Below are 24,109 nucleotides of genomic sequence, written 5' to 3'. Positions count from 1 at the left end.
ACTCTTCCGGCTCTTCAGACCGTGTTCAGGTCGACCTGCGAGCGGACCAGTTCCCGGTACGGGCCGGGCTCGGTGATCAGCTCCTCGTGGCGGCCGGTCTGCACGACCCGGCCGTGCTCCAGCACCACCACCAGATCGGCGTCCACGATGGTCGACAGCCGGTGGGCGATGATGATCCGCGTGCACTCCAGCCGTTCCAGCGCGGCCGCGATCCGGGACTCGGTGACCGTGTCCAGCGCGCTCGTCGCCTCGTCGAGCACGAGGACGCGGGGCTGCCGGGCCAGGGCGCGGGCGAGGGCGATCCGCTGGCGCTGGCCGCCGGAGAGGCTGCCGCCCATCTCGCGCACCGGGGTGTGGTAGCCCAGCGGCATCGCCGCGATGTCGTCGTGCACATGCGCCTGGCGCGCGGCGTCCACGACCGCCTCCATCGTGGCGTCGGGCACCCCGAAGCGGATGTTGTCCGCGATGCTGCGGTTGCTGAGGACGATGTCCTGCGGGACGTACGCGGCGCTCCGGTAGAACGTCTCCGCGCTGATCTCGCGGATCGACACCCCGTCGTAGTCGACGTCCCCGGACTGGATCGGGTACAGCCCCATCAGCAGCTTGCCGAGCGTGCTCTTGCCCGAGCCCGAACTGCCCACCACCGCGACCCGCTGCCCGGCCCGGATGTCGAACGAGACGTCCGTCAGGGCCGGGGTGCGGGAGCCGGGGTAGGAGAAGCCCACGTTCCTCAACCGCACCGCGCCCCGCACGTGGGCCGGGCGGTCGCCGAACGCCCCCGGGTCGTCCGGCTGGTGGAGGATGTCGCCGACCCGGGCCACCTGCGCGTTCGCCGTGATCAGCTGGGTGAACGCGCCGGACAGCGACATCACCATGCCCAGGCTCGTCGCGGTCAGCGTCTGCGCCGCCACCGCCGAACCGAGGTCCAGCGAACCGTTCAGCACCAGCCACAGCCCCACCGCCAGCACGAGCAGCGGCCCGAACACCTGGAACACCGCGTAGCCGCTGGTCGCCACGCCCTGGAGGACGATCCGCCGCCGGGTCTGCTCCATCCCCGCCGCGTAGACCTTCTGCCAGTCCCGGAAGAACGTGCCGGTCATCCCGGAGACCTTCAGCGTCTCGATCGAGGACAGCGCCTCCATCTGGAGCGACGAGGACTTCGTCGTCTCGCTGATCTCCCGCTCGGTGATCCGCCGGATCGGCCGGTACGTCGCCACCGCGACGGCCAGCATCGTCAGGAACACCGCGAAGGCCGTCGCCCCCAGGGTGAACGAGCGGTAGAACATGTAGCTGAAGATCGCGATCAGGCTGCCGAGGTCGAGCAGCACGACCGACAACTGGCTGGAGATCATGTCCCGTACGGACGTGATGCTCGACAGCCGGTAGAACAGCTCTCCCTGCGAGCGGTTGGCGAAGTACTTGTAGGGCAGGTCGAGGAGCCGTTTGAACGTCTTCCCCATCATCGCCTCGCCCAGGCTCCGGATCACGGACGCCAGCGCCACGGTTCTGAGCAGCGAGAGCACGAAGAACACCGTCATCGGGGCGGTGAAGGCCACCAGGACGAGGGCGATCGGGGCCTTCTCCAGATAGCCCGCGTAGTCGTTGACCGCGTACTGGGTCGCGATCGGCATGAAGATCGTGAACGAGTACAGCACCAGTGACATCAGGAACGCCTGGAGCAGCGGGCGCCGGGCGCCGGTCAGCGACCGGGCGAACTCCCGCCAGACGCTGGGCTCTCGGTGCCGTTCCGGCTGGTGCTCCGGCGTCGGTACGGCTTCGAGGGCCAGGCCCGAGTAGTGCTCGGCGAACTCCTCCGTGCTGTACTTGCGCCGCCCGCCGCCGGGGTCGACGACCGTGACCTGCCGCTCGTCGATCTCCTCGACGATCACGACGTGGCTGTCGTCCCAGTACGCGATGAGCGGCAGGGCCAGTTGCTCCAGCCGCTGCACCCCGGCCCGGAACGCCCGTACCTGGAAGCCCCGGCCGCGCAGGATGCTCGCGATCTCCTTGATGGTGAGGCCGTCGCGGCCCACCTCGTGCTCGCGGCGCAGGGCGGCCACCGAATCGCGGGAGCCGTAGGCCGAGAGCACCATCGCGATGCAGCACAGGCCGCACTCGGCCTGGGCGAACTGCTGGACCTCGCGGACCCGTCGGACTCTGCGCATACGCCATGCCATCAGCGGCCTCCGAGGCAGCGGGGGAGGCCCGTTCCGGGGTGGCCGAGCATCTGCTGTGCCGCGAACCAGCCGGAGAGGCCGAGGAAGTAGGAGGGCAGGAGGGGCTCGGTGCCGATCCCGCAGGACCAGCCGCCCTCTCCGTACCGGTCGAGGAAGCCGGTGTGCAGGGCGGCGGCCCCGTCGCGCAGGTCGGGCCTGCCGAGCAGGTCCGCCAGGTGGCACAGGACCGCGATGCGGCCGGCGAGACCGTGGCAGAGGCTGAGGTCGGGGCCGGGCGCGGTGCCGGTTTCGGTTCCGGTGGGGCCAGGTTCCAGCACGCGGGCGATCTCCGGGGCGACCGCCTCCGCGACGCGGCCCGCCGGTTCGCCGAGGGCGGTGAGCAGCGCGGCGTGCGCGTACGCGATGCCCGCGTACCCCTTGCACCAGCCGGTGCTGCCCGCCCCCCGGTCGCGCAGGGCGGCGTCCTGCCAGCGGTGGCGGCCGTACGCCTCGGCGAACCGCTCCAGATGGGCGCGGGCGCCGCTGTCCCCGTCGAGGCCCGCCGCGACCATCGCGGACAGGGCGGTGATCCGGCCGAACCGGCCGTGAGCCAGCCCGAGTTCGGTGCCTTCGGCGTACGTGGCCGGGTCGCCGTCGACCGCGACCAGGCGGCGCAGCAGCCGCTCGGCCCCGGCGCCGGTCAGCTCACTGGCCCCGGCCCGGGTGTGGGCGGCGAGGTGGACGAGGTAGCCGCCGTAGCCGTTGAGGTGGTCGAAGTCGGCGGCGGAGAGCGCGTCGACGTCGAACGTGCCGTCCGCCGGGCGGAAGCGGACGTCGTCCCGGAAGCGGGCGTCCGGGTCCGCCAGCCGCCGGATCTCCCAGTCGGTCACCAGGTCGGAGAGCACCCCGGTGAACGGCGACATCGACAGCGGCGACCCGTCGAGCACGGTGGGCCGGGTGTGCACGGCCCCGGCGCACACCCGCTCCAGGTCCACGCCGACCGGGGAGACGCCGGTGCGGGCCGCGCTCTGGGCGAGGTGCAGCAGGAGACCGCCGCCGTCGTACAGCGTGGCGTCGACGCCTCCGAGGCGCAGCCCGTCGCCCCGGAGGCGGGGCGTCAGCCAGGTCGGGGCGTCGGCCCCGCCGACCACGAGGTCACGGAGCAGGGCGTGCCAGTCGCCCGGGTCGGCGAGCCCGGGGAGCGCCGGGTCGCCGCCGGCCGTGGTCCCGGGCTCCCGGGTCTCCCACACGTCGTCGGCGGAACCGGCCAGTGCGTAGCGGATGTAGGCGGGGTCGCGGTCGGCGGGGCGGGCGAAGAAGGACCCTACGGCGGCTACCGCGGACTCCCGTGGGGTGACCCGGGCGGCGCTGCGGATCTCCTCGTCGAAGTCGCCCCGCAGCAGAGTGCTGTCGCAGTCCACGGTGAAGAACGGCACGTCGAGGTCGAGCAGCGCCGCCACCTCCTCCCGGTGCAGCGCGTCCGCCGACTCCGCCGCCGTGCCCCGGTAGTGGCGCGGCAGCTTTCCGAGCAGCTCGGCCCGGTCCTGCCTGCTGCCCAGGTGCACGGGGTGCGTGGAGGCCTCCAGGAACCGCGCGTACACATAGGTCGGCCGGACGACCTGGCGCACCGCCCAGCCCGCGGAGCCCCGTACGGCCTCCTCCAGGGCGGCGCGGTGGGCGGTGAGCAGGGTGCGGGCCTCGCGGTACCCGGCGACGAGGTCGTCGGCCCAGCGGCGCGGGTCCAGGGGCTCGCCCGCCACGGTGGCCATGTTGGCGCCGTGCTCGACGACGACCTGGCTGCGGTCGAAGCGGATGTCGTCGCTCCCGGCGTCCACGACCGCGTACGACTGGAGGTGCTCGGACGCCTCGGGCCGTACGCAGCCGATCCCCGAGATGTCGACGTCCAGCTTGGCCCCGGCGTAACGGGCCGGGAGGAGAAGGGTGTTGAGGACGGAGTGCTCGATGTCCAGGTTGAGCGCGGCGGCCGCCGAAGCCGGCTGTCCCGGTGCGGAGTTGGGCAGCGACACCAGGGTCTCGGTGTCGATGACGACCGGCCCCGCGGGGGTGGCGATGATGTTCTCGTGGTGCAGGTCGGTGGCCCCGAGCATGGCCAGGAGCGCGGCGGACCGGCCGAAGCGCCGGAAGTAGCGGGCGCTGTGCTCCGCCGTCCCGTCGAGGTCGGCGTGCGCGACGAACTCCTGCCAGACGTGGGCCGGCCGGACGAGGGTGCGCGGGTGCAGCGGCCCGAAGAAGGAGCCGTCCGCGTCGAGGAGCGTGCGCAGGGTGGTCAGGAGCTGCTGGCAGTTGTCCTGCTGCGGCTTGTACACGGCGCGCGAGCCGTCGTCCCGGACCACCAGGCAGACCGTCCGCCCGCCCCGGTGGGCGTCGCCGAGGCCCGGGGTGAGCGACACGATGCGCCCGGGCCCGCCGAGGAGCGTCTCCAGCTCGGCCCGGTCCGCGGCCGCGGCGTGCAGCACGTCGGCCACCGTACGGGCGGTACGGGCGGTGACCAGGCGCAGCAGCCGGTCCAGCTCGGGGAACCGGGCGAGGACCGCCTCGCGGCCCGTGGCCTCGGCGAGGTGGGCGTGGAACGCCTGGTAGCCGGTGTCCTGGGCGCGGAAGGAGGCGATGAGGGTGCGTACGCCGGTCTCGACGCAGTGGCTCATGAGGGAGCGGAGCGCGGACTCGGCGACCCCGGCGAGATCCGCCACGCCGTCGATGCCGTCCGGGCCCTGGGGGGAGGCGGCGAGCCCGGCGATGCGCTGGGCGCCGTCGCGGAGGTACGGCGTGTAGAAGGCGCCGAATACGTCTGCCCTCTCCTCGGTGATGCGCTGGACCAGCTCGTCGAGGAACGCGTCGCTCAGGTGCACTCGTGGACTCTCTTGCCGTCGTCTGCCGGCTTCCGCCGTTTCAGGGGGTGTGCGGTGTACAGGGGTGGGAGGGTGGGGGCGGGCGCCCCGGAAGTAACGGTTCCGGGGCGCCCGCGCCTCACCGGCTCAGCGGGTTCAGCAGCGCTTGGTGCAGCCGCTCGTCGGGCAGCCGCCCTGCATCGCGGCGCTGGCGCCGACGATCACCGTGGTGACGGCGGTGGCCGGGACGATGGTGGGCGTGATGCCCGCGGCCAGCGAGTCCGGCGCGTCCGCGAGCTCGACGAGCTCGTCGGCGCTGACGTATCCGGTGGTGTCGTTCATGGCGATGTCGCCCATGACGGTTCCTCTCTTCTGTCTTCCTGCGTGGATGGGTGGTGCCAGGGCCCGGCAGGACGCGGGCCCGGTTCGTGGAGCGCTGCCGGGGGGACGGGCCCTAGGCGAAGCGCAGCAGGGAGGGGTGGCTCCCCGGGTCCAGGTGGTGGAGGACGGACCAGGCGAGTCCGGCCTCCCCGACCATGAGACTGTTGGTGTACGCGTACTTGGTGTCCGAGCGCTGCCCGTACCGCTCGACGACCTCGTCGAAGAGGCGCGGGTACAGGTCCTCGGCACCGCCGCCCCCGACGCCCTCGCCGAACAGCCCCGGGACCAGGTCCTCCCCGAGCCGGACGATCTCCGCCCCGGCCAGGTCGCCGTGGCAGTACGTCGGGTTGTTGCCGAAGCCACGGGCGAGGGTCAGCTCCGCCAGCCGGTCCAGCACCGGGCGGGAGACGGCTCCGGGCGCGTGCTGGTTGCTCATCAGCGCGCCCAGCAGAATCCCGGGGGCGCCGTGGCACCAGCCGTACGAGCGCTCCGGCTCGCCCCACACGCGCGGCCAGTCGCGGTCGCCCTCCGCCTGGGATTCCAGGACCGCGCCGAGGATGCGCAGCCCGAGCCCGTGCACGTCCGGGTCGTCGAACTCGGCGCCGTAGCGCAGCAGTACGGGCGCGATGCCCATGGCCCCGTGTGCGTAACCGGTGTACGGGGTGACCCGGGGGTCCTGGAGACCGGGGCCGCCGAGCGCCTCGGTCTCGCGGGCGGCGATGGTGCGGACCGCCTCCGCGACGACCGCCCGCTCGGCGGGGTCCGTGGCGCGCTCGTGCAGCGCGAGGCCGACGGAGAGCGCGCCCGCCATGCCGCTGAGGAAGTCGGTGCCGATCTCCGCCCCCGAGCACCGGGCCAGCTCCCGGGCCAGCTCGCCGAGGCGCCCGGCCTCCGGCTCGTCCAGCAGGTCACGGGCCACGACGAGGGCGTACGCGGTACCGGCCATCCCGGTCATCCCGCCCACCGACACCCCCTGCTCGGCGAGGGCGCCGCCGCGCAGCTGCTCCTCGACCGGGTCCAGCACGCCGCGCGCCGCCGCCGCGAAGTCCGCCCGTCCCGTCTCGCGGGCCAGGGCGGCGAGGACGAGGGCGGGCCCGGGGCTGCCGCCGTACAGGTCGTAGCCGAGGGTGCCCGGGCTCCACTGGCTCTGCGAGTCGGTGGTGACCTGCGGGGCTATCCAGGTCGCCGGGTGCCGGGGTTCGGTGCTCGCCACCCGGGTCGCGAGCAGCCGCTCCCCGATCCGTACGGCCTCGCGGACGAACCGGTCCCGGTCCACGGCGACGGGGGTGCTGCCCGCCGGGCGCACGGGCACGAACCCGGTCTCCTCCTGCTCGGTCGGCAGCTTGTTGACGAACGAGAAGTCGATCAGGCGCAGTTCGCGCTCGATGACCGCCTCGTCGAGCCCGTGGATCCGCTCGCGCACGGTGGCCAGCGGCGGTTCGGCCAGGGCGTCGGCCCGGACCGTCCCGTCCGTGGAGCCGAGCGCGCGGGACCGGGCGGTGTACGAGAAGTAGGGGACGTCGCCCCGGGCCATCTGCCGGACCTCGGCGTCGGCGATCTCGGGGGAGTCGCCGGTGCGCAGGACGGTCCGGTTCAGGACGGCCGCGCGGACGACCGGGTCGGCCATCGCGTGCGGGTGCGTCGCCATGCGCAGCAACTGGGTGTAGAAGATGGTCGCCTGGTTGACGTGCCGGAACTGCACGTCGCCGAGGAACTCCTCGATCGCGTGGACGACCGCGTCCGGCTGCTGTGCCGCGTACCGCAGGACCCGGCTGAACTCGCGCTTGATGATGTCCCGTTGGTCGTTGACGGGCAGCTGGGTCGCGCGCTGCACGGCGAGGTTGGCGTTGGCGGCGGTGGTCGTCGTGGTGACCATTCCGACGAACATGTCGTCGCGGCCCGGGTTCTGGAGGCTCAGCGACTTGTACGGGGAACGCTGGCCGGTGTCGTAGCCGATCGCGCCGATGTCCATGCCGTGGTCGTCGTCCCCGGCGCGCACGACGAGCGGCAGCAGCCCGGAACCGATGATCGACTCCCGGAGCGTGAGCGCCGCGATCTTGGAGGCGGCCCCGTCGTCGTACGCCTCGGGGAGGTTCAGCCGGGGCGACAGCAGGGTCTCGGTGTCGATGACGACCGGCCCGGCGGCGCAGGAGACCATGTTCTCGAAGTGGATGTCGGTGGCCCGCAGCAGGAAGAGGATGCCCGCGAGGGCGCCGATCCGGGCGAAGTAGTCCTTCTCCTCGCCCGCGTACTCCTCGGTGGGGATGAACTCGACGAACCCGCCGTGCTCGGTCGGCAGCACGGCGACGGTCGGCAGATCGGTGCCGAGCCGCCCGTTCATCCAGGAGACGAAGGAGTTGTAGCCCGCCTCCGCGCCGATGGGGTGCGGCTTGTAGAGGACGCGGCGGCCGTCGGTGAACAGGACCTGTGCGACGGACCGCCCGCCGTTGTGGGTGTCGCCCTCGCCGAGGACGAGGCGCTGGAGGCGGGCGTCCCCCGCGCCGCCGGGCATCAGGGTGCCCAACCGGGGTGCGGCGGAGTCGAGTTCGCGCAGCAGCTCGACGACGTAGCGGGCGGCGGAGCCGACCTGGCTGTGCACCAGGTGGAAGAGGTGCGGGTAGCGGCCGAGCAGCTCGCCGTGCCCGGACGCGCTGTTGGTCCACCGCCGGAAGGCCGCGTACCGCTCCTCGGGGCTGTCCCCGTCGAGCAGGCCCGCCGAACGCCGCTGGTGGAGCTCCTCGACCAGGGTGCGGATCATCAGCCGGGAGACGAGCCCGGTCTGGTGCACGAGGAAGTCGTCGACGACGGCCACCGGGTCGGCCACCAGGGGGGACTGCGCGGCGGCATCGCGGACGAGGTCCGTCCAGGGTCCGACGAAGTGCCGGAAGTAGTCGTGGAAGAGCCCGTCGGGGTCGAGGGAGGGGTCGTACGGGGCGGGCGCTTCGGGGCGGGGCCGCGGCTCGGCGGCTGTCCTTGCCCCTGCTGCTGCCCGCAGCCGTTCCTCGACGTGAGCGATCAGCACGGGGTCGGTCAGCTCCGGCAGATACGTCCGAAGCGCTTCGGACGCGCCGGGGCCGGGGGAGACGTCGTGACTGTTCATGAACACCGGATCCTGGGCGGGCGGGAGGCGGGCGGGGGCAGGAGGCTGGGCGAAGGGAAGTGGGGGTGACGCCGGGAGGTGAAGTCCCGGCGTCAGAAGGTCACTTGCAGTTGTTCTGGCACTCCGCGGTCGCGGTGCAGAAGTTCCCGTTGTTCCCCAGGACGTAGCTGGCGCCGTAGCAGGACAGGGAGGACACGAGGGTTCCCCAGCCCTGGCCGGCGGCGCTGACGGCGTCGAGGTTCTGGTCGTCGATCTCTTCGAGGATGCCGACGTTCGGGTTCGCCATGTGGCTCACACCTTTCACGCGAGGAGCGGCGCGACCGCCGGGGCGGCCGGACCGTTCCGGATGGAACTTGACCCCATGAACGCTAGGGATCAGACCATCGGGACACCCCCGTCCAGGGGCGGGTTCCGCCCCCTCCCTGGGGAGCGTTCCGCCCGTCCGCGAACCCTCCCGAAACCCGCCCGGGCGGACGGAACCGGAGGGGGTGGGGCGCTCGGGGAGCCTGGGGCGGACCGCTCAGGCGGGCGTGGTGGAGGCGCGGGTCTCCAGGGACCAGGCGTGGTCGCGGACGGTGTCGGGGGCCGCGCGGTCCGCGAGGATGTCGCAGAGCAGCTCGGCGCAGGCGCGGCCGTAGGCGGCGGGACGGAGGTCGACGGCGGTGACGGGCGGCTCGGAGCTGCGGGTGGCGGTGCCGTCGACGCAGGAGGCGACGAGAAGGGGGGCGCCGCCGAGCCCGCCGCCTTCGCCGTTTCTGCTGCCGTTGCTGTCTCCGCTGTCTCCGCTGTCTCCGTCGGTGCCGTCGGTGCCGTCGGTTCCGTGCCTTCCGCCGACCGCCCGGCCGAGGGCGGCCGCGGCGCGCAGGACGCCGGGGGCGGAGCCGTCGGGGGCGCAGATCACGGCGTCGACGGCGGGGTCGGCGCTCAGCAGCGCCCGGGTGGTCTCCTCGGCCTCGCCGGGGGTCGCCGCGAACGGCACGGTGCGCAGCGCGACCTCCACCCCGTGGGCCCGGCCCCAGGAGGCGGCGGTGGCGCGCAGCGCGGTCGCCCAGGCGGAGGCGCCCGCCGGGGCCAGTACGGCGGGGCGGCGGGCGCCGCGCCCGGTCACGTGGTCGAGGAGGGCGGTCAGCGAGGCGGCGTTGTCGCAGACCACGGCGCCGCTGGGGCCGGCGGCCGGGCCGAGGTAGCGCTCGCCGGTGACCACCGGGACGCCCGCGTCGAGCAGCCCCGGCACCGCGCTGTCGCCGACCTCGGGGTCGATCACCAGGAGCCCGTCGACGCGCGAGGCGACCGGCCCGCTCGCCGCGCCCGCGGGCGCCAGCAGCACCACGTCGAGCCCCTCCTCCTGGGCGCGCGCCACGGCGCCGAAGGCGAGGTTCATGTAGTAGTCCAGCCGGGTCGCCGTCTGGGGCAGATACAGCCCGACGGCACCGGTACTGGCGCGGCGCAGCCGCCGGGCGGCGCTGTTGGGGCGGTAGCCGAGCTCCCGCGCCACCGCGCGGACCCGGTCCCGGGTGGCCTCCGCGACCCGCCCCGAGCCCTGGAGGGCGTCGGACACGGTGCTCTTGGAGACCCCGGCGGCGCGGGCCACATCGAGCAGGGTCACGGTCCGGGAGGTCACGGGGGTGAAGTCTAGGGGGTTGCCCGCGACACTCCACCGGGGTCCGAGGACGCACGGGACGGAGGGTTGCCGGAACGTTCCGGCACGGCTAGATTCGGTCCGCGCCGGAACGTTCCGGCATGGCGTCCGAAGTTCGTGGCCGCCTCCGCCTCCGCCCCCGTCCCCCTGGAACCCGCCATGCGTCTGATCACCGCTTACAACCCGCCCGCCTCCCCGACCCGCACCCGCCCCGCCGAGCGCGCCCCCCTGCGCGTCGCGGCGGTCCAGCAGCGGTGGCACCGGGACCCGGCCGAGCACCGCGCCGCGCTCCTGGAGGGCATCCGGCTCGCCGCGGCCGAGGGCGCCCGTGTGGTGTGCCTCCAGGAGCTGACGCTCTCGCCGTACTTCGCCGTCGTCCGCAGGGCGGACCACCCCGAGCCCGCCGAGCCGGAAGAGCTGCTGACCGGCCCCACCTTCACGTTCGCCGCCGAGGCCGCCCGCGAGCACGGCGTGTACGTGCACGCCTCGCTGTACGAGAAGGCCCCGGCGCCGGGCGGCGAGGACGACGGCCTCGGCTACAACACGGCGATCCTCGTCGCCCCCGACGGCACCCTCGCCCAGCGCACCCGCAAGACCCACATCCCGGTCACCGAGGGCTACTACGAGGACGACTGGTTCCGCGCCGGTCCGGCGGGCGACGACGCCTTCCCGCTGGTCGAGGTCGACGAGGCCGCCTTCGGGCTGCCGACCTGCTGGGACCAGTGGTTCCCGGAGCTCGCGCGCGCCTACTCCCTGGCCGGGGCCGACGTCCTCGTCTACCCGACCGCCATCGGCTCCGAGCCCGGCTTCCCCGGCTTCGACTCCCAGCCGCTCTGGCAGAAGGTGATCACCGGCAACGCGATCGCCAACGCCACGTTCATGATCGTGCCCAACCGCATCGGTGCCGAGAACGGCCTCACCTTCTACGGCAGTTCCTTCGTCGTGGACCCGTACGGCCGCGTCCTCGCCCAGGCTCCCCGGGACGAACCCGCCGTCCTGGTCGCCGACCTCGACCTCGACGCCCGCCGCGACTGGCTGGAGCTGTTCCCGTTCCTCACCACCCGCCGCCCCGACGCGTACGGCCCGCTCACCGAGACCCGCTGAGCCCGTCGGCTCCCCCGCACCCCCTCTCGTACGGGCTCCTGGGCCTGGCCCGGCCTGGGAGCCCGCGCCCGCGCACCGATCCGCGCCCGCGTACCGATCCGCGCCCGGATACCGATCCGCGCATGGGCACCGATCCGCACCGGACACCGAAACGCACCTGATACACACCCGTGCGGTGCCCGAAGCACGGCCCTGACCAGCCGGAAGCGGGATTCCCGGAGGCTGTCGACGTACCGGATCGCCGGTGTACGCGACGTTGGGAGACCTGTGCCGTGCTGAGCCCACCGGAGACCGCCGCCGAACCCGCCACGGACACCACCGCTGCGCCCCCGCCCCCACCCGCCGGGGGCCGTCTCGCCCGATGGGTCGCCGCCGCGGCGGTCTTCTGGGCCGCGCTGATGGCGCTGCACGCGTGGATTCCGAACTCCGTCGGCAACGCGGGCAGCCTCTTCCAGACGTTGCTGCCCTGGACGGGCCTGAGCGTCCCGGTCCTCCTCGTGCTCGCCGCCGTGTGCCGGTCCCGGCTCGCCGCCGTGGCGGTCCTCGCGCCCGCCGTGGTGTGGGTGACGCTCTTCGGCGGGACCCTCACCGACAAGCGGGCCGAGAAGCGGGCGGACGCCCGGTCCGACACCCGGTCCGGCACCGGGGACCTGACGGTGGTCAGCCACAACGTGGACGAGGGGAACACCGACCCCGTCGGAACCGCGCGCGTGCTCGCCGCAGCGGACGCGGACGTACTGGCCCTGGAGGAGCTGTCCGCCGCGTCCGTGCCCACGTACACCCGCGAGCTGGCCGCCGCCTACCCGCACCACGCGGTGCTCGGCGGGGTCGGCCTCTGGAGCAAGCACCCGCTGGAGGAGGTGAAGGCGGTGCCGATCATGCCGTGGACCCGCGCGGTACGGGCCACGGCACGCACCCCGGAGGGGCCCGTCGCCGTGTACGCCGTCCACCTCGCGTCGGTACGGGTGTCGGCGGCCGGGTTCACGACGGGCCGCCGCAACGAGGCCGCCCGCGCCCTGGCCGCCGCGCTGCGCGAGGAACGCGCACCCCGGCTCGTGGTGCTGGGCGACTTCAACGGGACGTTCCGGGATGCCGCGCTGGCCCCGGTCACCTCCCGGCTGCGCTCCGCGCAGCGCGAGGCGGGCGACGGCTTCGGCTTCACCTGGCCCGCCGCGTTCCCGGTGGTGCGGATCGATGACGTCCTGGTGCGGGGCATGACCCCGCGCTCCGCCTGGACCCTGCCCGCCACCGGCAGCGACCACCTGCCCGTCGCGGCGACGCTGGGCCGGTGACCGGGCACGCCCGACTACGATGCGAGCGACCGAGCGACCCACGACCTCGAAAGCCCAGGTAGGCAGCGTGTCGGAAGCCAGAGGACCGGACCCCGTCAGCGTGCTCGTGGTCGAGGACGACGCCGCCATCCGGCGTGCCGTCCAACTGGCGCTGGAGCGCTACGGCTACCGGGTCGCGGTGGCCGCCGACGGGCTCAGCGGCCTGGAGGCGTTCCGTGGGGGCGGCCACGACCTGCTGATCCTCGACGTGATGCTGCCCGAACTGGACGGCATCGGCCTCTGCCACCGTATCCGCGAGGAAAGCGCGGTCCCGGTCCTGATGATGTCCGCGCGCGGCGACGCCCTCGACGTGGTCGCCGGGCTGGAGGCGGGAGCCGACGACTACGTGGTCAAACCCGTCGACACCGCCGTCATGGTGGCCCGTATCCGCGCCCTGCTGCGGCGCGCCACGTTCCGGCCGGACGCGGAGGAGCCCGCACCCGGGAAGCCCGACAGGGCACCCGGCCACGTCCTGGTCTTCGGGGACCTCAGCGTGGACACGCTCGGCATGGAGGTGCGCCGGGGCGGGGCGATCGTGCCCATGACGCCCACGGAACTGCGCCTGCTCCTGGAGTTCGTCGCCGCGCCAGGCTCCGTGCTCGACCGCCGACGGCTGCTGCGGGACGTCTGGGACTACGGCTGGGAGGGCGACACCCGGGTCGTGGACCTGTGCGTGCTGCGGCTGCGCAAGAAGATCGGCAGCGGCCGGATCGAGACGGTACGCGGCTTCGGCTACAAGCTGGTCCGGGACTGACCGGCTGACACCCCCATGGACTCCCCCGACCTGGACTTCCTCAACCCCCGCGCCCTCCGCTGGAAGATCGCGGCACTGGCCGCCGCCGCCTGCTGCGCGGTCGCGGCCGTGATCGGCTTCCTGGTGCACGACGCGACCCGCGAGCGCGGACTGAGCGTGGGGAAGGACCGGACCCTCACCCGGCTGATCGCCGCCGAGCGGGAGTTCTCCCGTACGGGGAAGGCTCCGGCCGACATCGACGTACGGGCCGGGCACGAGCTGCCCGGACCCCTGGCGCGGAATCTGGCCGACCAGCCGGACACCAGCGGGAGATACGCCACCTGGTACGACGCCGATCCCCCCAACTGGTACTGGATGTGGGGGACCGTGGCCGTCGGCGGCGACGCGTTCCTCGTCGTCCGGGACGACATGAGCACCGAGGTCCGCAGCCTCCAGCTCCTGGACCGCAGCATCGCGAAATCCGTCCTGGCCGCCCTCCTGGTCGTCGTCCCGCTCGCCGCCCTCGCCACCGAACCGATCAACCGGCGGCTGCGCCACGGGGCCCGTACCGCCCGCCGGATCGCGGACGGGGACCTGGACGCCCGTATCGGCCGGGCCGGGCGGGCCCGCGACGAGATCACCGAGATGTCGGCGGCCGTCGACGACATGGCCACCGCCCTCCAGCGCAAGCTGGAGAACGAGCAGCGCTTCACCGCCGACGTCGCGCACGAACTGCGCACCCCGCTGATGGGCCTCGTCACCGCCGCCGGGCTGCTCCCGGAGACCGACGAGGCGACCGCGCTCGTACGGGACCGGGTCCGGGTCCTGAACGCCCTGGTGGAGGACCTGCTGGAGATCTCCCGCCTGGACGCGGGCGGCGAGCGGGCCCGCCCCGACCCGGTGCCGCTGGGCGAACTGGTCGCCGACGTGGTGCGGCGTACGGGCACGGACACCCGGGTCACCGTGCGGGACGCCGAGGTCGTGGAGACCGACCCGCGCCGGGTGGAGCGGATCGTGGTCAACCTCGTCGCCAACGCCCACCGGCACGGCGCGGCCCCCGTCGAGGTGACGGTGGGCGGGACCCGGATCGTCGTACGGGACCACGGCCCCGGCTTCCCGCCCGACCTGCTGGACCGGGGCCCGCAGCGCTTCCGCACCGGCGCGAGCGAACGCGGCCGGGGCCACGGACTCGGCCTGACGATCGCGCAGGGCCAGGCCGGGGTGATCGGCGCCCGGCTGACCTTCGCGAACGCCCCGGGCGGGGGAGCGGTCGCGACCCTGGACCTGGGCGCTGGGGCACCCTGACGAGGGCCGGTACGGCGGCTGAAACCGAACCGAAACGCACTCACGCGGTGACGGAAACGGCACTGTACGGGTCCGGAAGAACGACTCCTCGAAGGTGACGCAGGTACGGGAAACCCGTCCGCGCCCTGGAGGTGCCCATGCCCGAAGACCCGACCGCCCCCACCCTTCCGACCACCCCGACCACCCCCTTCACCACCCCCTTCACCACCACCGTCCTTCGCATCGCAGCCGTGGTGCTCGCGGTCGGTACGGGCGGCTGGTACGCGTTCGGCGACGGGGCGGAGCGCGGGCGCTCCCCCGGCGGGGCGCCCGGGGCGTCCGAGGCGTCCGGGGGCGCGCAGATCGCGAAGTCCCTGCACCTGCCGTGGCCGCGCGAGGGCCAGTCGAGTGTGGCGGTCGAGGGGATCGGCAGCCTGGGCACCCGGGGCGAGCAGCGGCCCGTTCCGATCGCCAGCGTCACCAAGGTCATGACGGCCTACGTGATCCTGAAGGGCCATCCGATGCGGGCGGGCGCCCCCGGCGCGGCCATTGCCGCCGACGAGCGGGCGGCGGACGAGTCGTACTCCTCGGTGGAGACGACCGCCCCCGTGCTCGCCGGGCGGAAATACACCCAACGCAGGCTGCTGGAGCTGATGATGGTGCCGTCGGGCAACAACATCGCCCGTTTCCTGGCTCGTTGGGACGCGGGCAACGAGAAGGCCTTCGTGGCGAAGATGAACGCGACCGCGGCCGGACTCGGCATGGACCGCACCACGTACACCGGCGTGAGCGGTATGGAGGCCAGCACGAGGAGCACGGCGGCCGACCAACTGACCCTTGCCCGGGCCGCGATGAAGGACCCGGTGTTCCGCGAGATCGTGGCCACCGAGTCCGTCACCTCCCCGGGCACCGGTACGACCTTGCGCAACACCAACAGACTGCTCGGGCACGACGGGGTGATCGGCCTGAAGACCGGCTCGTCCACCCCGGCGGGCGGCAACCTCGTCTGGGCCACCACCCAGAAGGTCTCCGGCACCAGCCGCCTGATCCTCGGAGTGGTCCTGCACCAGCGCGCGGGCACCACCCCCGCGGAGGGCAGCGCCGCCGCCCACGAGGCGAGCCGCGCCCTGATCACAGCGATCCGCGCGGACCTCCCGGCGGCGGCGGAGCGGACGCCCGGCCGCGCTCTCAGCGCAGGGACTCCAGCATCTCCGCGGAGAACGGGGTGATGTCCCCGGTGCGCCCGCGCAGGGTCTTCGCCGCCCACTCCGGGTCGGCGATCAGCGCACGCCCCACGGCGACCATGTCGAACTCGTCGCGCTCCATCCGCTCCAGCAGCTGGTCGATGCCGGTGACGGAGGATCCGTTGCCCTGGAAGGCGCTGAAGAAGTCCCCGTCCAGGCCTACCGAACCGACGGTGAGGGCCGGCAGGCCGCTGATCTTCTTCACCCAGCCGGCCAGGTTCAGGTCGGAGCCCTCGAACTCGGGCAGCCAGTAGCGGCGGGTGGACGCGTGGAAGACGTCGACACCGGCCTCGGCCAACGGCGTGAGCAGGGAGTCCAGTTCCTCGGGGCTGTGGGCGAGCTTCGCCTCGTAGGCGTCCGCCTTCCACTGGGACATCCGGAAGATGACGGGGAAGGCGTCGGACACGGCCGCGCGGCAGGCGGCCACGACCTCGGCCGCGAAGCGGGTCCGGGCGACGAGGCCGCCGCCGTAGGCGTCGGTACGCCGGTTGGTGCCGGACCACAGGAACTGGTCGATCAAATACCCGTGGGCGCCGTGCAGTTCGATGCCGTCGAAGCCGATGCGCTCGGCGGCTGCCGCCGCGTCGGCGAAGGCGGCGACGACGTCGTCGAGATCCCGCTGCGTCATGGCGCGCCCCTTGGGCTCGCCGTTCAGGGCCACCCCGGAGGGCCCGACCGGCTCGGCGTCCGGCACCGGCCCGGCGCCCTCGTCGCGGGTGACGCCCACGTGCCACAGCTGCGGGACGATCGCCCCGCCCGCGCGGTGCACGGAGTCCACGACGTTCGCCCAGCCCGCGAGCGGCTCCTCGCCGTGGAAGCGCGGGACCCGGTCGCTGGACCCGGCGGAGTCGTGGCCGACGTAGGTGCCCTCGGTGATGATCAGTCCGACGCCGCCGGCGGCCCGCCGGGCGTAGTAGTCGGCCACGTCCTGCCCAGGGACGCCGTCCGGGGCGAACTGCCGGGTCATGGGCGCCATGGCGATGCGGTTGCGCGCGGTGAGGCCACGGACGGAGAAGGGGCGGGAGAGGGCGGCGGCGGCGCGGGCGGCATTCCCGCCGGCAGCGGCGGCAGTGGTCACGTCGGTGGTCACGGCGTCTGTCATGTCGGTGTCCTGTTCGTAGCCGGGGTCTCCACCCGCCCCCAACACGCCCCCGCAGCACAGGCATCCCCGGACCGGCCGGATGTGGCCAAGGTCTCGGCGCGGGCCCGTACGCCCTACGGCTTACGGACTCTCCGCACGCCAGACCGTCATGTCACCGGTGACGAAGCTGTGCCCGCTCCCGGGCAGCGCGGTCGACTTCACCTGGATCACGAACAGCGCGATGTCCCCCGAGGGGTGCCGGACGCAGATCTCGCTGCCCGAAGCCACGACGGCCAGGGGGAGGCGTCGGCTGTCGGCGCCGCGGAGGGACATACGGCACTCTTCGAGGGAGGCCCCCGGTTTGCCGTACCGCAGGGCGACCACGCTGGTGTCGCTCTCCAGCGCGCAACCGGTCTGCTGACAGACGAAGCGGAGGTCCCCCTCGCGGTCCTCGCGGTTGACCGGCTTCTTGAGGGCGAGAGAGTTCTTCTCGGTCAGCATCTGGAGGGGGTAGGGGACGGCTTGCCATGCCGTGGGTCCGGCCGGGGAGGCGTTCGAAGCGTCCGGCGTGGGGTCACCACCCCTCGACTCCGACTCCGACTCCGACTCCGCTCCCGACTTCGACCCCGACGGGCCCCCGGGTGCTGACGGCCCGTCCGAGGCGGTCGCACCCCGGTCGCGGAACCCGTTCGTCGCGTCGAGGACGGTCCAGGTCAGCCCGGTCAGCAGGGCCGCGGCCGTCACGGCGGCCGCGCTGATCAGCGCCGTACGCCACCTGCGCGCCCGCACCCGTTTCCCCGCCTGCCGCCCGTCCGGCCCGCCGGGCTGCGGCGGCCGATCGGCCAACAGCAGCGTATGCACCGGGGTGGGGTCGGCGACCGGAGGCGGAATTGTCACCTCCGTACCCCTGACCTCCCGCCACACGGCAGGCCCCGCCCCCGCCTCGGCGTCCGCGCCCAGCAGCTTCCGGCACTGCTCGACGACCTCCGCCGGGGTGGCCCGCTCCTCCGGGTCGGCGGCCAGGCACCGGGCGATCAAAGGGCGGATCTCGTCGGGGAGAGGTGACAGGTCGGGACGGGAGTGCACGATCTGGTAGAGCACGCCGACCGAGGAGCCGCCTCGGTACAGCGGTCTGCCCAACGCCGCGAACGCCGCCGTCTGGCCCAGTGAGAAGACATCGGTCGCCGCTGTGATCTCACCCGAGGACGCCTGCTCGGGAGCCATGTAGGAGGGCGTGCCGACGGTGGCACCGGTGGCCGTCAGCGCGGTCACGCCGGAGGTCAGTGAGATGCCGAAGTCGATCACGCGCGGTCCGTCGGCGGCCAGCAGTACGTTGGACGGTTTCAGGTCCCGGTGCACGATCCCGGCACCGTGGATCGCCTGCAACGCCTCGGCCACCCCGGCCATCAGCCACAGCACCGCGGGTACCGGCAGCGGTCCGCGCCGCGCGACGGCCGCGTCCAGGGCGGGCCCGGGAACGTACAGCGTCGCCAGCCAGGGCGGTGTGCCGTCCGCCTCGGCGTCGATCAACTCCGCTGTGTACGCGCCCCGGACCCGCCGGGCCGCCTCCACCTCCCGGCGGAACCGCTGCCGGAAGTCCGGGTCGTCGGCCAGCTCCGGCCGCACCACTTTGATGGCCACGGGCCGGCCGCCCCGCGTGTACGACAGGTAGACCCGGCCCATACCGCCCGCGCCGAGCCGGGCGGCGAGACGGTAACCGGCCACCGAGGGCGGATCGTCCGCCTGTAGCGGCTTGAACACCTCAGTCGCCTGATCCATCGCCCCGTACCCCCCGGTGTGCCGGTCCCCTGGTCCCCAGGTCAACCGCTGGTTGACCTGGGGACCAGCCTAAGCGGCCGGTGGCGGCAGTCTCCGCGCGCGGGTACTCAACTGGCGGTGCCGCAGCCCGTGCTCGCCTCGCCCGCCGTGCCCGCCTCAGCCTCCTTGATCTGCTGCACGACCGGCGCGAGCGACTGGAGAACGGCAGCGGTGCCGGCGTCCTTACCGGCGAACCGGACCTGGACGGTCGTATCGCGGCCCCAGGTGGCGAACATCTCGGCCGTACCGTCGTCGGCGGGCTTCTGGCCGACCCAGTCGACCCCGCCCACGGTGCGGCAGTCACCGGCGGCAGCAGGCTCGGGCATCCCGCAGTACAGGATGATGTCGCCGTCTCCCCAGGCGGCTGCGCCGTCGACGCCCGGCTTCTCCAGACGGTGTCCGCCCAGTTCCTTGGGGAGCCTGTCGGTGAGCGCGGTGCAGGCCGGACTGCCCGAGAAGGGCGGCTTGACGAGGTTGTAGCCCCGATCTCCGCCGCCCAGCCCGCACCCGGCGAGAAGGGCCGTGCAGGCGGTCAACGCTGCGGTGACGCACAGCGTCCCGCGAAGGAGCTTGGTCAACTCGGTCCCCCGTGTGGGTTGCTCATCGGTCAATACGAGAACGTATCGCGCGGACGCGCACCGACCGCGAACCGGCGGCCTCGACGGGCTGTGAGCTGCGCTACGCGGGTGTCCGCGGCGATCGTCGGTCTCGCCCACCTGATGCCGGGTGCGACGCGCCTCCCGTGCCTGCCTGGTGTCATCCTTGATGCCTCGGACTTCGGAGGGACTCGTCACCTGACGGCGGTGGCCCGACCCGATCCGACTCCGGAGTGGGACGTACCGTTCCGGGCCGTTCCGGACCCACTCCGCCCCTCCCCCGCAGCGACTGCTACCGCAGGGCGCTCTTCTCCCGCCACTCCGCCCAGGAGAGGTTCCACGCGCCGAAGCCGTTCCCGGGCTCGACCGCGCCCTTGGTGTCCTTGCCGGTGATCTCGAACGGGTCGCCCGGCCGCACCTGGCCGTAGAACCAGGCCGCGTCGGCGTCGCTCATCCCGATGCACCCGGAGCTCTGGTTGGAGTTGCCGAACCAGCGGGCGTTCCAGGGGGCGGCGTGCGCGTACATGCCCGACCAGGTCAGCCGCATCGAGTGGTCGACCATCTTGTCGTAGACGTTGCCCAGGCCCACCGTCTCGGAGTTCATGTTGATCGTGCCCTCCTTGGCCATGAGCACGGCGGTTCCGCGCCAGGACCGCTTGTCGCCGCCGGGCGTACCTCCGGAGACCGGTATGTTCCGAACAGTCCGGCCGTCGCGTATGAGTGTGAGCTGATGGCGGTCGAGGTCGACCTTCACGATCTGCTGGTCACCGACGGTGAACGTGGTCGCGTAGTCGCGGACGAACCAGCCGCCGTCCGGGCCCGATTCGGTGCCGTTCAGGTCGGCTTCGAGCGTGACCTCGGTTCCGGGCTTCCAGTACTCCTTCGGCCGCCAGTCCACCCGGTCCCGGCCCGACCAGTCGCGTATCCAGCCCCAGGAGCCCTCGGTGTTGTTCGAGGTGGTGATCCTGAGCTGCTTCTCGACCTCGGCCCGGTTCCTGACCGGATGGTCGAAGACCAGGGAGACCGGCTGGGCGACGCCGACGGTGGTGCCGGTGCCCGGTCGCCAGTCGACCTTGTTGACCTTGTCCGCCGGGGCGGTGGTGAAGCCGGACCTGGTGCTCCTGGCGATTCCGCCGGCGCTCCGGGTCGCCGCCCTCACCGTGTACGCCGCGCCCGGTACGGCCTTGCGGTCGGAGACCCACGACCGGCCGTCGGCGGCGACCTCGCCCGCGAGCCGGTGGCCTTCGGCGTCGGTGACCGTCACCGAGGTGAGCCTGCCGCCCACGGCCGTGACCCGTACGGGCTCGCCCGCCGCGACCTTCTGTCCCGTGGGCGTGACGGTGACCGTGACAGGCCGGTCGTCGGGCTTCGGCGTCCCCTTGGAGTCCGCCGTGGTGCCGGGGGAGGCGCTCGCCGAGCAGGCGGCGAGCGGTACCAGCAGAGCGGCCACGACGGCGGCCCGGGCGCGGGCATGGGTCAGTGCGCGTGTACGGAACAAGAGGACCTCCGGGAGCACGGGAAACGAGAGGGTGGGAGCACGGGAGCACGGGAGCACGGGAGCACGGGAGCGCGAGAGCGCGAGAGCCGTGCGGGTCGGCGATGTCGTGACTGTAGAGCCGGAGAACCCGAGGTCAGCTGCCATGGAGCGATGTGACGGCGACTGGTGAGGAACGGTCATCGTCCGGTCACATTCGCCGCGTGGAGCGGTCATGGACGGCTGTGAGCATCCTCTGCATCCCCGCGACAGGCCAGGGGAGTCGCCCGGGAGCAGTCCGGGGAGTTGCCCCGGAACAGCCCGGGAGAAGGAGAGGCTCACACCGTGTCAGCGCTGCTCGTGCCGTCGTCGTCCAGCCCCGTCCGCCGAGCACGGAACCGGGGCGGGGACGTGGCCCTGCGAACCATCACCGCGGAGGCCTACCGCGCCTTCCTCGCGTCCCCGCGCGGCGCGGCTCTCGGTGCCGGTTTCTTGCAGTGCCCCTCCTGGGCCGAGGTCAAGGAGGGCTGGCGCGCCCAGCTGCTCGGGTGGGGGCCGGACCCGGACGGGGGCGAGCTGACGGGCGTGGCCCTGGTGCTGCTGCGGCAGTTCCCCGGCACCCGCAAGCACTTCGCGTACCTTCCGGAAGGGCCCGTCGCCGACTGGGGCGACCCCGGCATCGACGGCTGGCTCGATCCGCTCCTGGAGCATCTGCGCCGCGCGGGCGCCTTCGCCGTACGCATCGGACCGTCGCCCGCCTACCGGCGCTGGGACGCCGCCCGGCTCAAGCCGCTCACCGGCCCGGGCCGACGGCTGGACGACGTCCTCGCCAGCGAGGTCGACCCGCTCGGCACCGCCGTCACCGAGCGGCTGCGGGCCCGGGGCTGGCAGCGCTGCGGCGGTGGCGGGGCCGGGGAGGAGGGGGGCGGGGACGCCCAGCCCCGGCACGTCTTCCAGGTGCCGCTCGCCGGGCGGACGGCGGAGGACCTGTGGTCCGGGCTCAACCAGGAGTGGCGGCGCAATGTGCGCCGGGCCCGGAAGGAGGGCGTGGAGGTGGTGGTGGGCAGTGCGGCGGAACTCCCCGAGTTCTGCCGGCTGCTCGACATCACCGAGCGGCGCGACGGCTTCCGCCTCGGCCGCTCGCTCGCCTACTACGAGCGTCAGTACGCGGCGCTCAACGCCGAGGAGCCGGGCCGGATGAAGCTGTACCTGGCCCGTCACCGAGGAGAGATCCTGGCCGCCCACACGATGATCACCGTGGGCCGCCGGGTCTGGTACCAGACCGGTGCGTCGGCCGACCACCGTCGGGAGGTCCGGCCCTCCAACGCCCTTCAGTGGCGGATGCTGCTGGACGCCCACGCCCTCGGGGCCGACGTCTACGACATGCGCGGGGTACCCTCCACTCTTGATCCGGCGGAGCGTGCGTTCGGATTGTCACGGTGGAAGCTCGGCACCGGGGGGCAGGTCGTCGAGACGTTGGGGGAATGGGAGAGACCATTGGGCGGCAGCGCCAACAACGCGCTTCACCACGCCTTCCAGGCGTACCTGAAGCGCCGATGAAGCAGACGATGCCGACCAGCACCGACAGCACGAACGGCACCATCAGCACGAACGGCACCATCACCACGAACAGCGCCAACCATGCGAAACCGGCAGAAGCGGTAGCAGAAGCGACGACCGCGGCGACGAGGACGGAGTCCTCCGCCGCACGCGGCAGCGCCGTCATGGCCGCCGGTTCCGTCGTCGCCCGGGCCACCGGTTTCGCCCGTTCCGCCGTGGTCGCGGCGGCGCTGGGGACCATCGGGCCGACCGCCGACGCCTACGCGGTCGGCAACGCCCTGCCCACCATCGTCTACATGCTGCTCCTGGGCGGCGCGCTGAACGCCGTCTTCGTGCCCGAGCTGGTCAAGGCCGCCAAGCAGCACGCCGACGGGGGCGCCGCGTACACCGACCGGCTCATCACCGTCTGCGTCCTCGCCCTGCTGGCCCTCACCGCGACCGCGGTATGGGCGGCCCCCGCGATCATCGACGCGTACACCGGCTACACCGGCCAGCAGGCCGCCATGACGACCGCGCTGGCCCGCTACTGCCTGCCCCAGATCTTCTTCCTCGGACTGTTCACGCTGCTCGGACAGGTCCTGAACGCACGCGGCCGGTTCGGCGCGATGATGTGGGCGCCGGTCCTGAACAACATCGTCGTCATGACCGTGTTCGGGCTGTACCTGGCCCTGGCCATGGGGGGCGGGGACACGCTCACCGCGACCGAGACCGCCGTGCTCGGCTGGGGCACGACGGCCGGTATCGCCGTCCAGGCACTCGCCCTCGTCCCGGCACTGCGCGCGGCCCGCTTCCGCTGGCGGCCCCGCTTCGACTGGCGTGGCAGCGGTCTGACCCGCCCCCTGCGGTCGGCCGGCTGGCTGGTGCTGCTGGTCCTGGCCAACCAGGCCGCGTACTGGGTCACCACCCGGCTGGCCACGGCCGCGGGGAGCGAGGGCGCCCCCGGCTTCGGCGTATACAACAACGCGTACGTCCTGTGGGTCGTCCCGCACGGCATCGTCACCGTCTCCGTGGTGACCGCCCTGATGCCCCGGATGAGCGCGGCCGCCGCCGACGGGGACACCGCCGCCGTACGGCGCGACGTCTCCCACGCGCTGCGGGTCTGCGCCTCCGCCGTCGTACCCGCCGCCTGCGCGCTGCTCGCCCTCGCCCACCCGGTGATGGCTCTCGTCTACGGGTACGGCAGGACCAGCGCCGACGACACGGCCGCGATGGCGGGAATCCTGATGGCCTTCGCGCCGGGGCTCATCGCCCTCTCGGGCCAGTACGTGCTGTCCCGCGCCTTCTACGCGCTCTCCGACACTCGTACGCCGTTCCTGCTCAACCTCGTGATCGTGGTGCTCAACGCGGGACTGTCCGTGGCCGCCGCCCACCTGCTGCCCGCTCGCTGGGCGGTTACGGGGATGGCGGCGGCGTACTCCCTGGCGCTGTGCGCGGGCTGGGCGGTGACCGCCCGGGTCCTGAGCCGCAGGCTCACCGCCGCGGCCCCGCCCGGGCCGTCGGCCGTTCCACGCCCGCGGCTTCTGCGTTCCGCCGCCGTCGGCGCCCACGCGCGGCTGCTGCTCGCCGCCGTCCCCGCCACCGTGCTGGGCCACTTCGCGGCCCTGGGCGCGGTGCGGGCCGGAGCCCTGGCCGCCGCGGCCGCCGGTGCGGCCGCCGTCGCCCTCACCTTCGCCCTGCTCGCCCGTCCGCTGCGACTCGCCGAACTGGACGCGCTGCTCCGGCGCGTACGCCGACGACGCAGCCGGGCCCGGGCCTGACC

At 73.4% G+C, this 24,109-nt stretch carries 17 protein-coding genes; 7 read left to right on the top strand and 10 right to left on the bottom strand.

Features of this window, described 5'->3' with window-relative positions:
- Window positions 1-14: 14 nt before the first annotated feature.
- The 6 genes from ACZ5WC_RS09600 to ACZ5WC_RS09575 all read right to left on the bottom strand — a co-directional run bounded on the left by ACZ5WC_RS09600 (window position 15) and on the right by ACZ5WC_RS09575 (window position 10,107).
- Complete coding sequence (locus tag ACZ5WC_RS09600; protein WP_468540273.1) at window positions 15-2,165, bottom strand: peptidase domain-containing ABC transporter; 2,151 nt, start codon at window positions 2,163-2,165, stop codon at window positions 15-17.
- An 11-nt stretch (window positions 2,166-2,176) separates the two neighbouring features.
- A complete protein-coding gene (lanM, locus tag ACZ5WC_RS09595; RefSeq protein WP_468540272.1) occupies window positions 2,177-5,026 on the bottom strand; it encodes a type 2 lanthipeptide synthetase LanM in 2,850 nt (949 codons plus the stop codon).
- A gap of 135 nt (window positions 5,027-5,161) precedes the next feature.
- Window positions 5,162-5,362, bottom strand: coding sequence for a class II lanthipeptide, LchA2/BrtA2 family (locus ACZ5WC_RS09590; RefSeq protein ID WP_096632906.1), 201 nt, complete (start codon window positions 5,360-5,362; stop codon window positions 5,162-5,164).
- Between the two features lie 97 nt (window positions 5,363-5,459).
- Window positions 5,460-8,486 (bottom strand): type 2 lanthipeptide synthetase LanM family protein, encoded by a 3,027-nt coding sequence (locus tag ACZ5WC_RS09585; protein WP_468540271.1) that lies wholly within the window; start codon window positions 8,484-8,486, stop codon window positions 5,460-5,462.
- Window positions 8,487-8,586: 100 nt separating this feature from the next.
- A complete protein-coding gene (locus tag ACZ5WC_RS09580; protein ID WP_468540270.1) occupies window positions 8,587-8,772 on the bottom strand; it encodes a plantaricin C family lantibiotic in 186 nt (61 codons plus the stop codon).
- A gap of 234 nt (window positions 8,773-9,006) precedes the next feature.
- Window positions 9,007-10,107 (bottom strand): LacI family DNA-binding transcriptional regulator, encoded by a 1,101-nt coding sequence (locus ACZ5WC_RS09575; RefSeq protein WP_468540269.1) that lies wholly within the window; start codon window positions 10,105-10,107, stop codon window positions 9,007-9,009.
- Between the two features lie 177 nt (window positions 10,108-10,284).
- On the opposite strand from ACZ5WC_RS09575, the gene ACZ5WC_RS09570 reads away from it, so the two are divergent.
- The 5 genes from ACZ5WC_RS09570 (at window position 10,285) to ACZ5WC_RS09550 (ending at window position 15,806) form a co-directional block, all read left to right on the top strand.
- Window positions 10,285-11,229: a carbon-nitrogen hydrolase gene (locus ACZ5WC_RS09570; protein ID WP_468540268.1), complete on the top strand. Its 945-nt coding sequence runs from the start codon at window positions 10,285-10,287 to the stop codon at window positions 11,227-11,229.
- 272 nt (window positions 11,230-11,501) lie between these two features.
- Entirely contained in the window at window positions 11,502-12,521 is a 1,020-nt protein-coding gene (locus tag ACZ5WC_RS09565) for an endonuclease/exonuclease/phosphatase family protein (RefSeq protein ID WP_468540267.1), read from the top strand.
- A 19-nt stretch (window positions 12,522-12,540) separates the two neighbouring features.
- Window positions 12,541-13,314 (top strand): two-component system response regulator CseB, encoded by a 774-nt coding sequence (gene cseB / locus ACZ5WC_RS09560; RefSeq protein WP_468540266.1) that lies wholly within the window; start codon window positions 12,541-12,543, stop codon window positions 13,312-13,314.
- A 30-nt stretch (window positions 13,315-13,344) separates the two neighbouring features.
- A complete protein-coding gene (locus tag ACZ5WC_RS09555) occupies window positions 13,345-14,598 on the top strand; it encodes an ATP-binding protein (protein ID WP_468540542.1) in 1,254 nt (417 codons plus the stop codon).
- A gap of 230 nt (window positions 14,599-14,828) precedes the next feature.
- Entirely contained in the window at window positions 14,829-15,806 is a 978-nt protein-coding gene (locus ACZ5WC_RS09550) for a D-alanyl-D-alanine carboxypeptidase family protein (RefSeq protein ID WP_468540541.1), read from the top strand.
- On the opposite strand, the gene ACZ5WC_RS09545 is transcribed toward ACZ5WC_RS09550, so the two are convergent.
- The 4 genes from ACZ5WC_RS09545 to ACZ5WC_RS09530 all read right to left on the bottom strand — a co-directional run bounded on the left by ACZ5WC_RS09545 (window position 15,766) and on the right by ACZ5WC_RS09530 (window position 20,814).
- Window positions 15,766-16,923: an NADH:flavin oxidoreductase gene (locus ACZ5WC_RS09545; protein WP_468540265.1), complete on the bottom strand. Its 1,158-nt coding sequence runs from the start codon at window positions 16,921-16,923 to the stop codon at window positions 15,766-15,768. The two genes, ACZ5WC_RS09550 and ACZ5WC_RS09545, sit on opposite strands and share 41 nt — an antisense overlap.
- 120 nt (window positions 16,924-17,043) lie before the next feature.
- Window positions 17,044-18,681 (bottom strand): serine/threonine-protein kinase, encoded by a 1,638-nt coding sequence (locus tag ACZ5WC_RS09540; RefSeq protein ID WP_468540264.1) that lies wholly within the window; start codon window positions 18,679-18,681, stop codon window positions 17,044-17,046.
- Window positions 18,682-18,788: 107 nt separating this feature from the next.
- A complete protein-coding gene (locus tag ACZ5WC_RS09535; RefSeq protein ID WP_468540263.1) occupies window positions 18,789-19,298 on the bottom strand; it encodes a DUF3515 family protein in 510 nt (169 codons plus the stop codon).
- A gap of 310 nt (window positions 19,299-19,608) precedes the next feature.
- Window positions 19,609-20,814, bottom strand: coding sequence for a L,D-transpeptidase (locus tag ACZ5WC_RS09530; protein ID WP_468540262.1), 1,206 nt, complete (start codon window positions 20,812-20,814; stop codon window positions 19,609-19,611).
- A 321-nt stretch (window positions 20,815-21,135) separates the two neighbouring features.
- Here ACZ5WC_RS09530 and ACZ5WC_RS09525 point away from each other — a divergent pair, with 321 nt between their 5' ends.
- Together ACZ5WC_RS09525 and murJ are read left to right on the top strand one after the other, a co-directional pair.
- A complete protein-coding gene (locus ACZ5WC_RS09525; RefSeq protein ID WP_468540261.1) occupies window positions 21,136-22,350 on the top strand; it encodes a lipid II:glycine glycyltransferase FemX in 1,215 nt (404 codons plus the stop codon).
- A 164-nt stretch (window positions 22,351-22,514) separates the two neighbouring features.
- Window positions 22,515-24,107 (top strand): murein biosynthesis integral membrane protein MurJ, encoded by a 1,593-nt coding sequence (gene murJ / locus ACZ5WC_RS09520; protein WP_468540540.1) that lies wholly within the window; start codon window positions 22,515-22,517, stop codon window positions 24,105-24,107.
- The last annotated feature ends 2 nt before the right edge of the window (window positions 24,108-24,109 follow it).

The organism is Streptomyces sp. NPDC033165 (assembly GCF_055577965.1).
This window is presented reverse-complemented; position numbering and strand designations above follow the sequence as displayed.

Bases quoted from the DNA above. Each gene is read 5' to 3' on its own strand.
- cseB (WP_468540266.1), top strand. From the start codon at position 12,541: ATGCGAGCGACCGAGCGACCCACGACCTCGAAAGCCCAGGTAGGCAGC.
- ACZ5WC_RS09570 (WP_468540268.1), top strand. From the start codon at position 10,285: ATGCGTCTGATCACCGCTTACAACCCGCCCGCCTCCCCGACCCGCACC.
- ACZ5WC_RS09600 (WP_468540273.1), bottom strand. From the start codon at position 2,165: ATGCGCAGAGTCCGACGGGTCCGCGAGGTCCAGCAGTTCGCCCAGGCC.
- murJ (WP_468540540.1), top strand. From the start codon at position 22,515: ATGGCCGCCGGTTCCGTCGTCGCCCGGGCCACCGGTTTCGCCCGTTCC.
- ACZ5WC_RS09545 (WP_468540265.1), bottom strand. From the start codon at position 16,923: ATGACAGACGCCGTGACCACCGACGTGACCACTGCCGCCGCTGCCGGC.
- ACZ5WC_RS09580 (WP_468540270.1), bottom strand. From the start codon at position 8,772: ATGGCGAACCCGAACGTCGGCATCCTCGAAGAGATCGACGACCAGAAC.
- ACZ5WC_RS09590 (WP_096632906.1), bottom strand. From the start codon at position 5,362: ATGGGCGACATCGCCATGAACGACACCACCGGATACGTCAGCGCCGAC.
- ACZ5WC_RS09585 (WP_468540271.1), bottom strand. From the start codon at position 8,486: ATGAACAGTCACGACGTCTCCCCCGGCCCCGGCGCGTCCGAAGCGCTT.
- ACZ5WC_RS09540 (WP_468540264.1), bottom strand. From the start codon at position 18,681: ATGGATCAGGCGACTGAGGTGTTCAAGCCGCTACAGGCGGACGATCCG.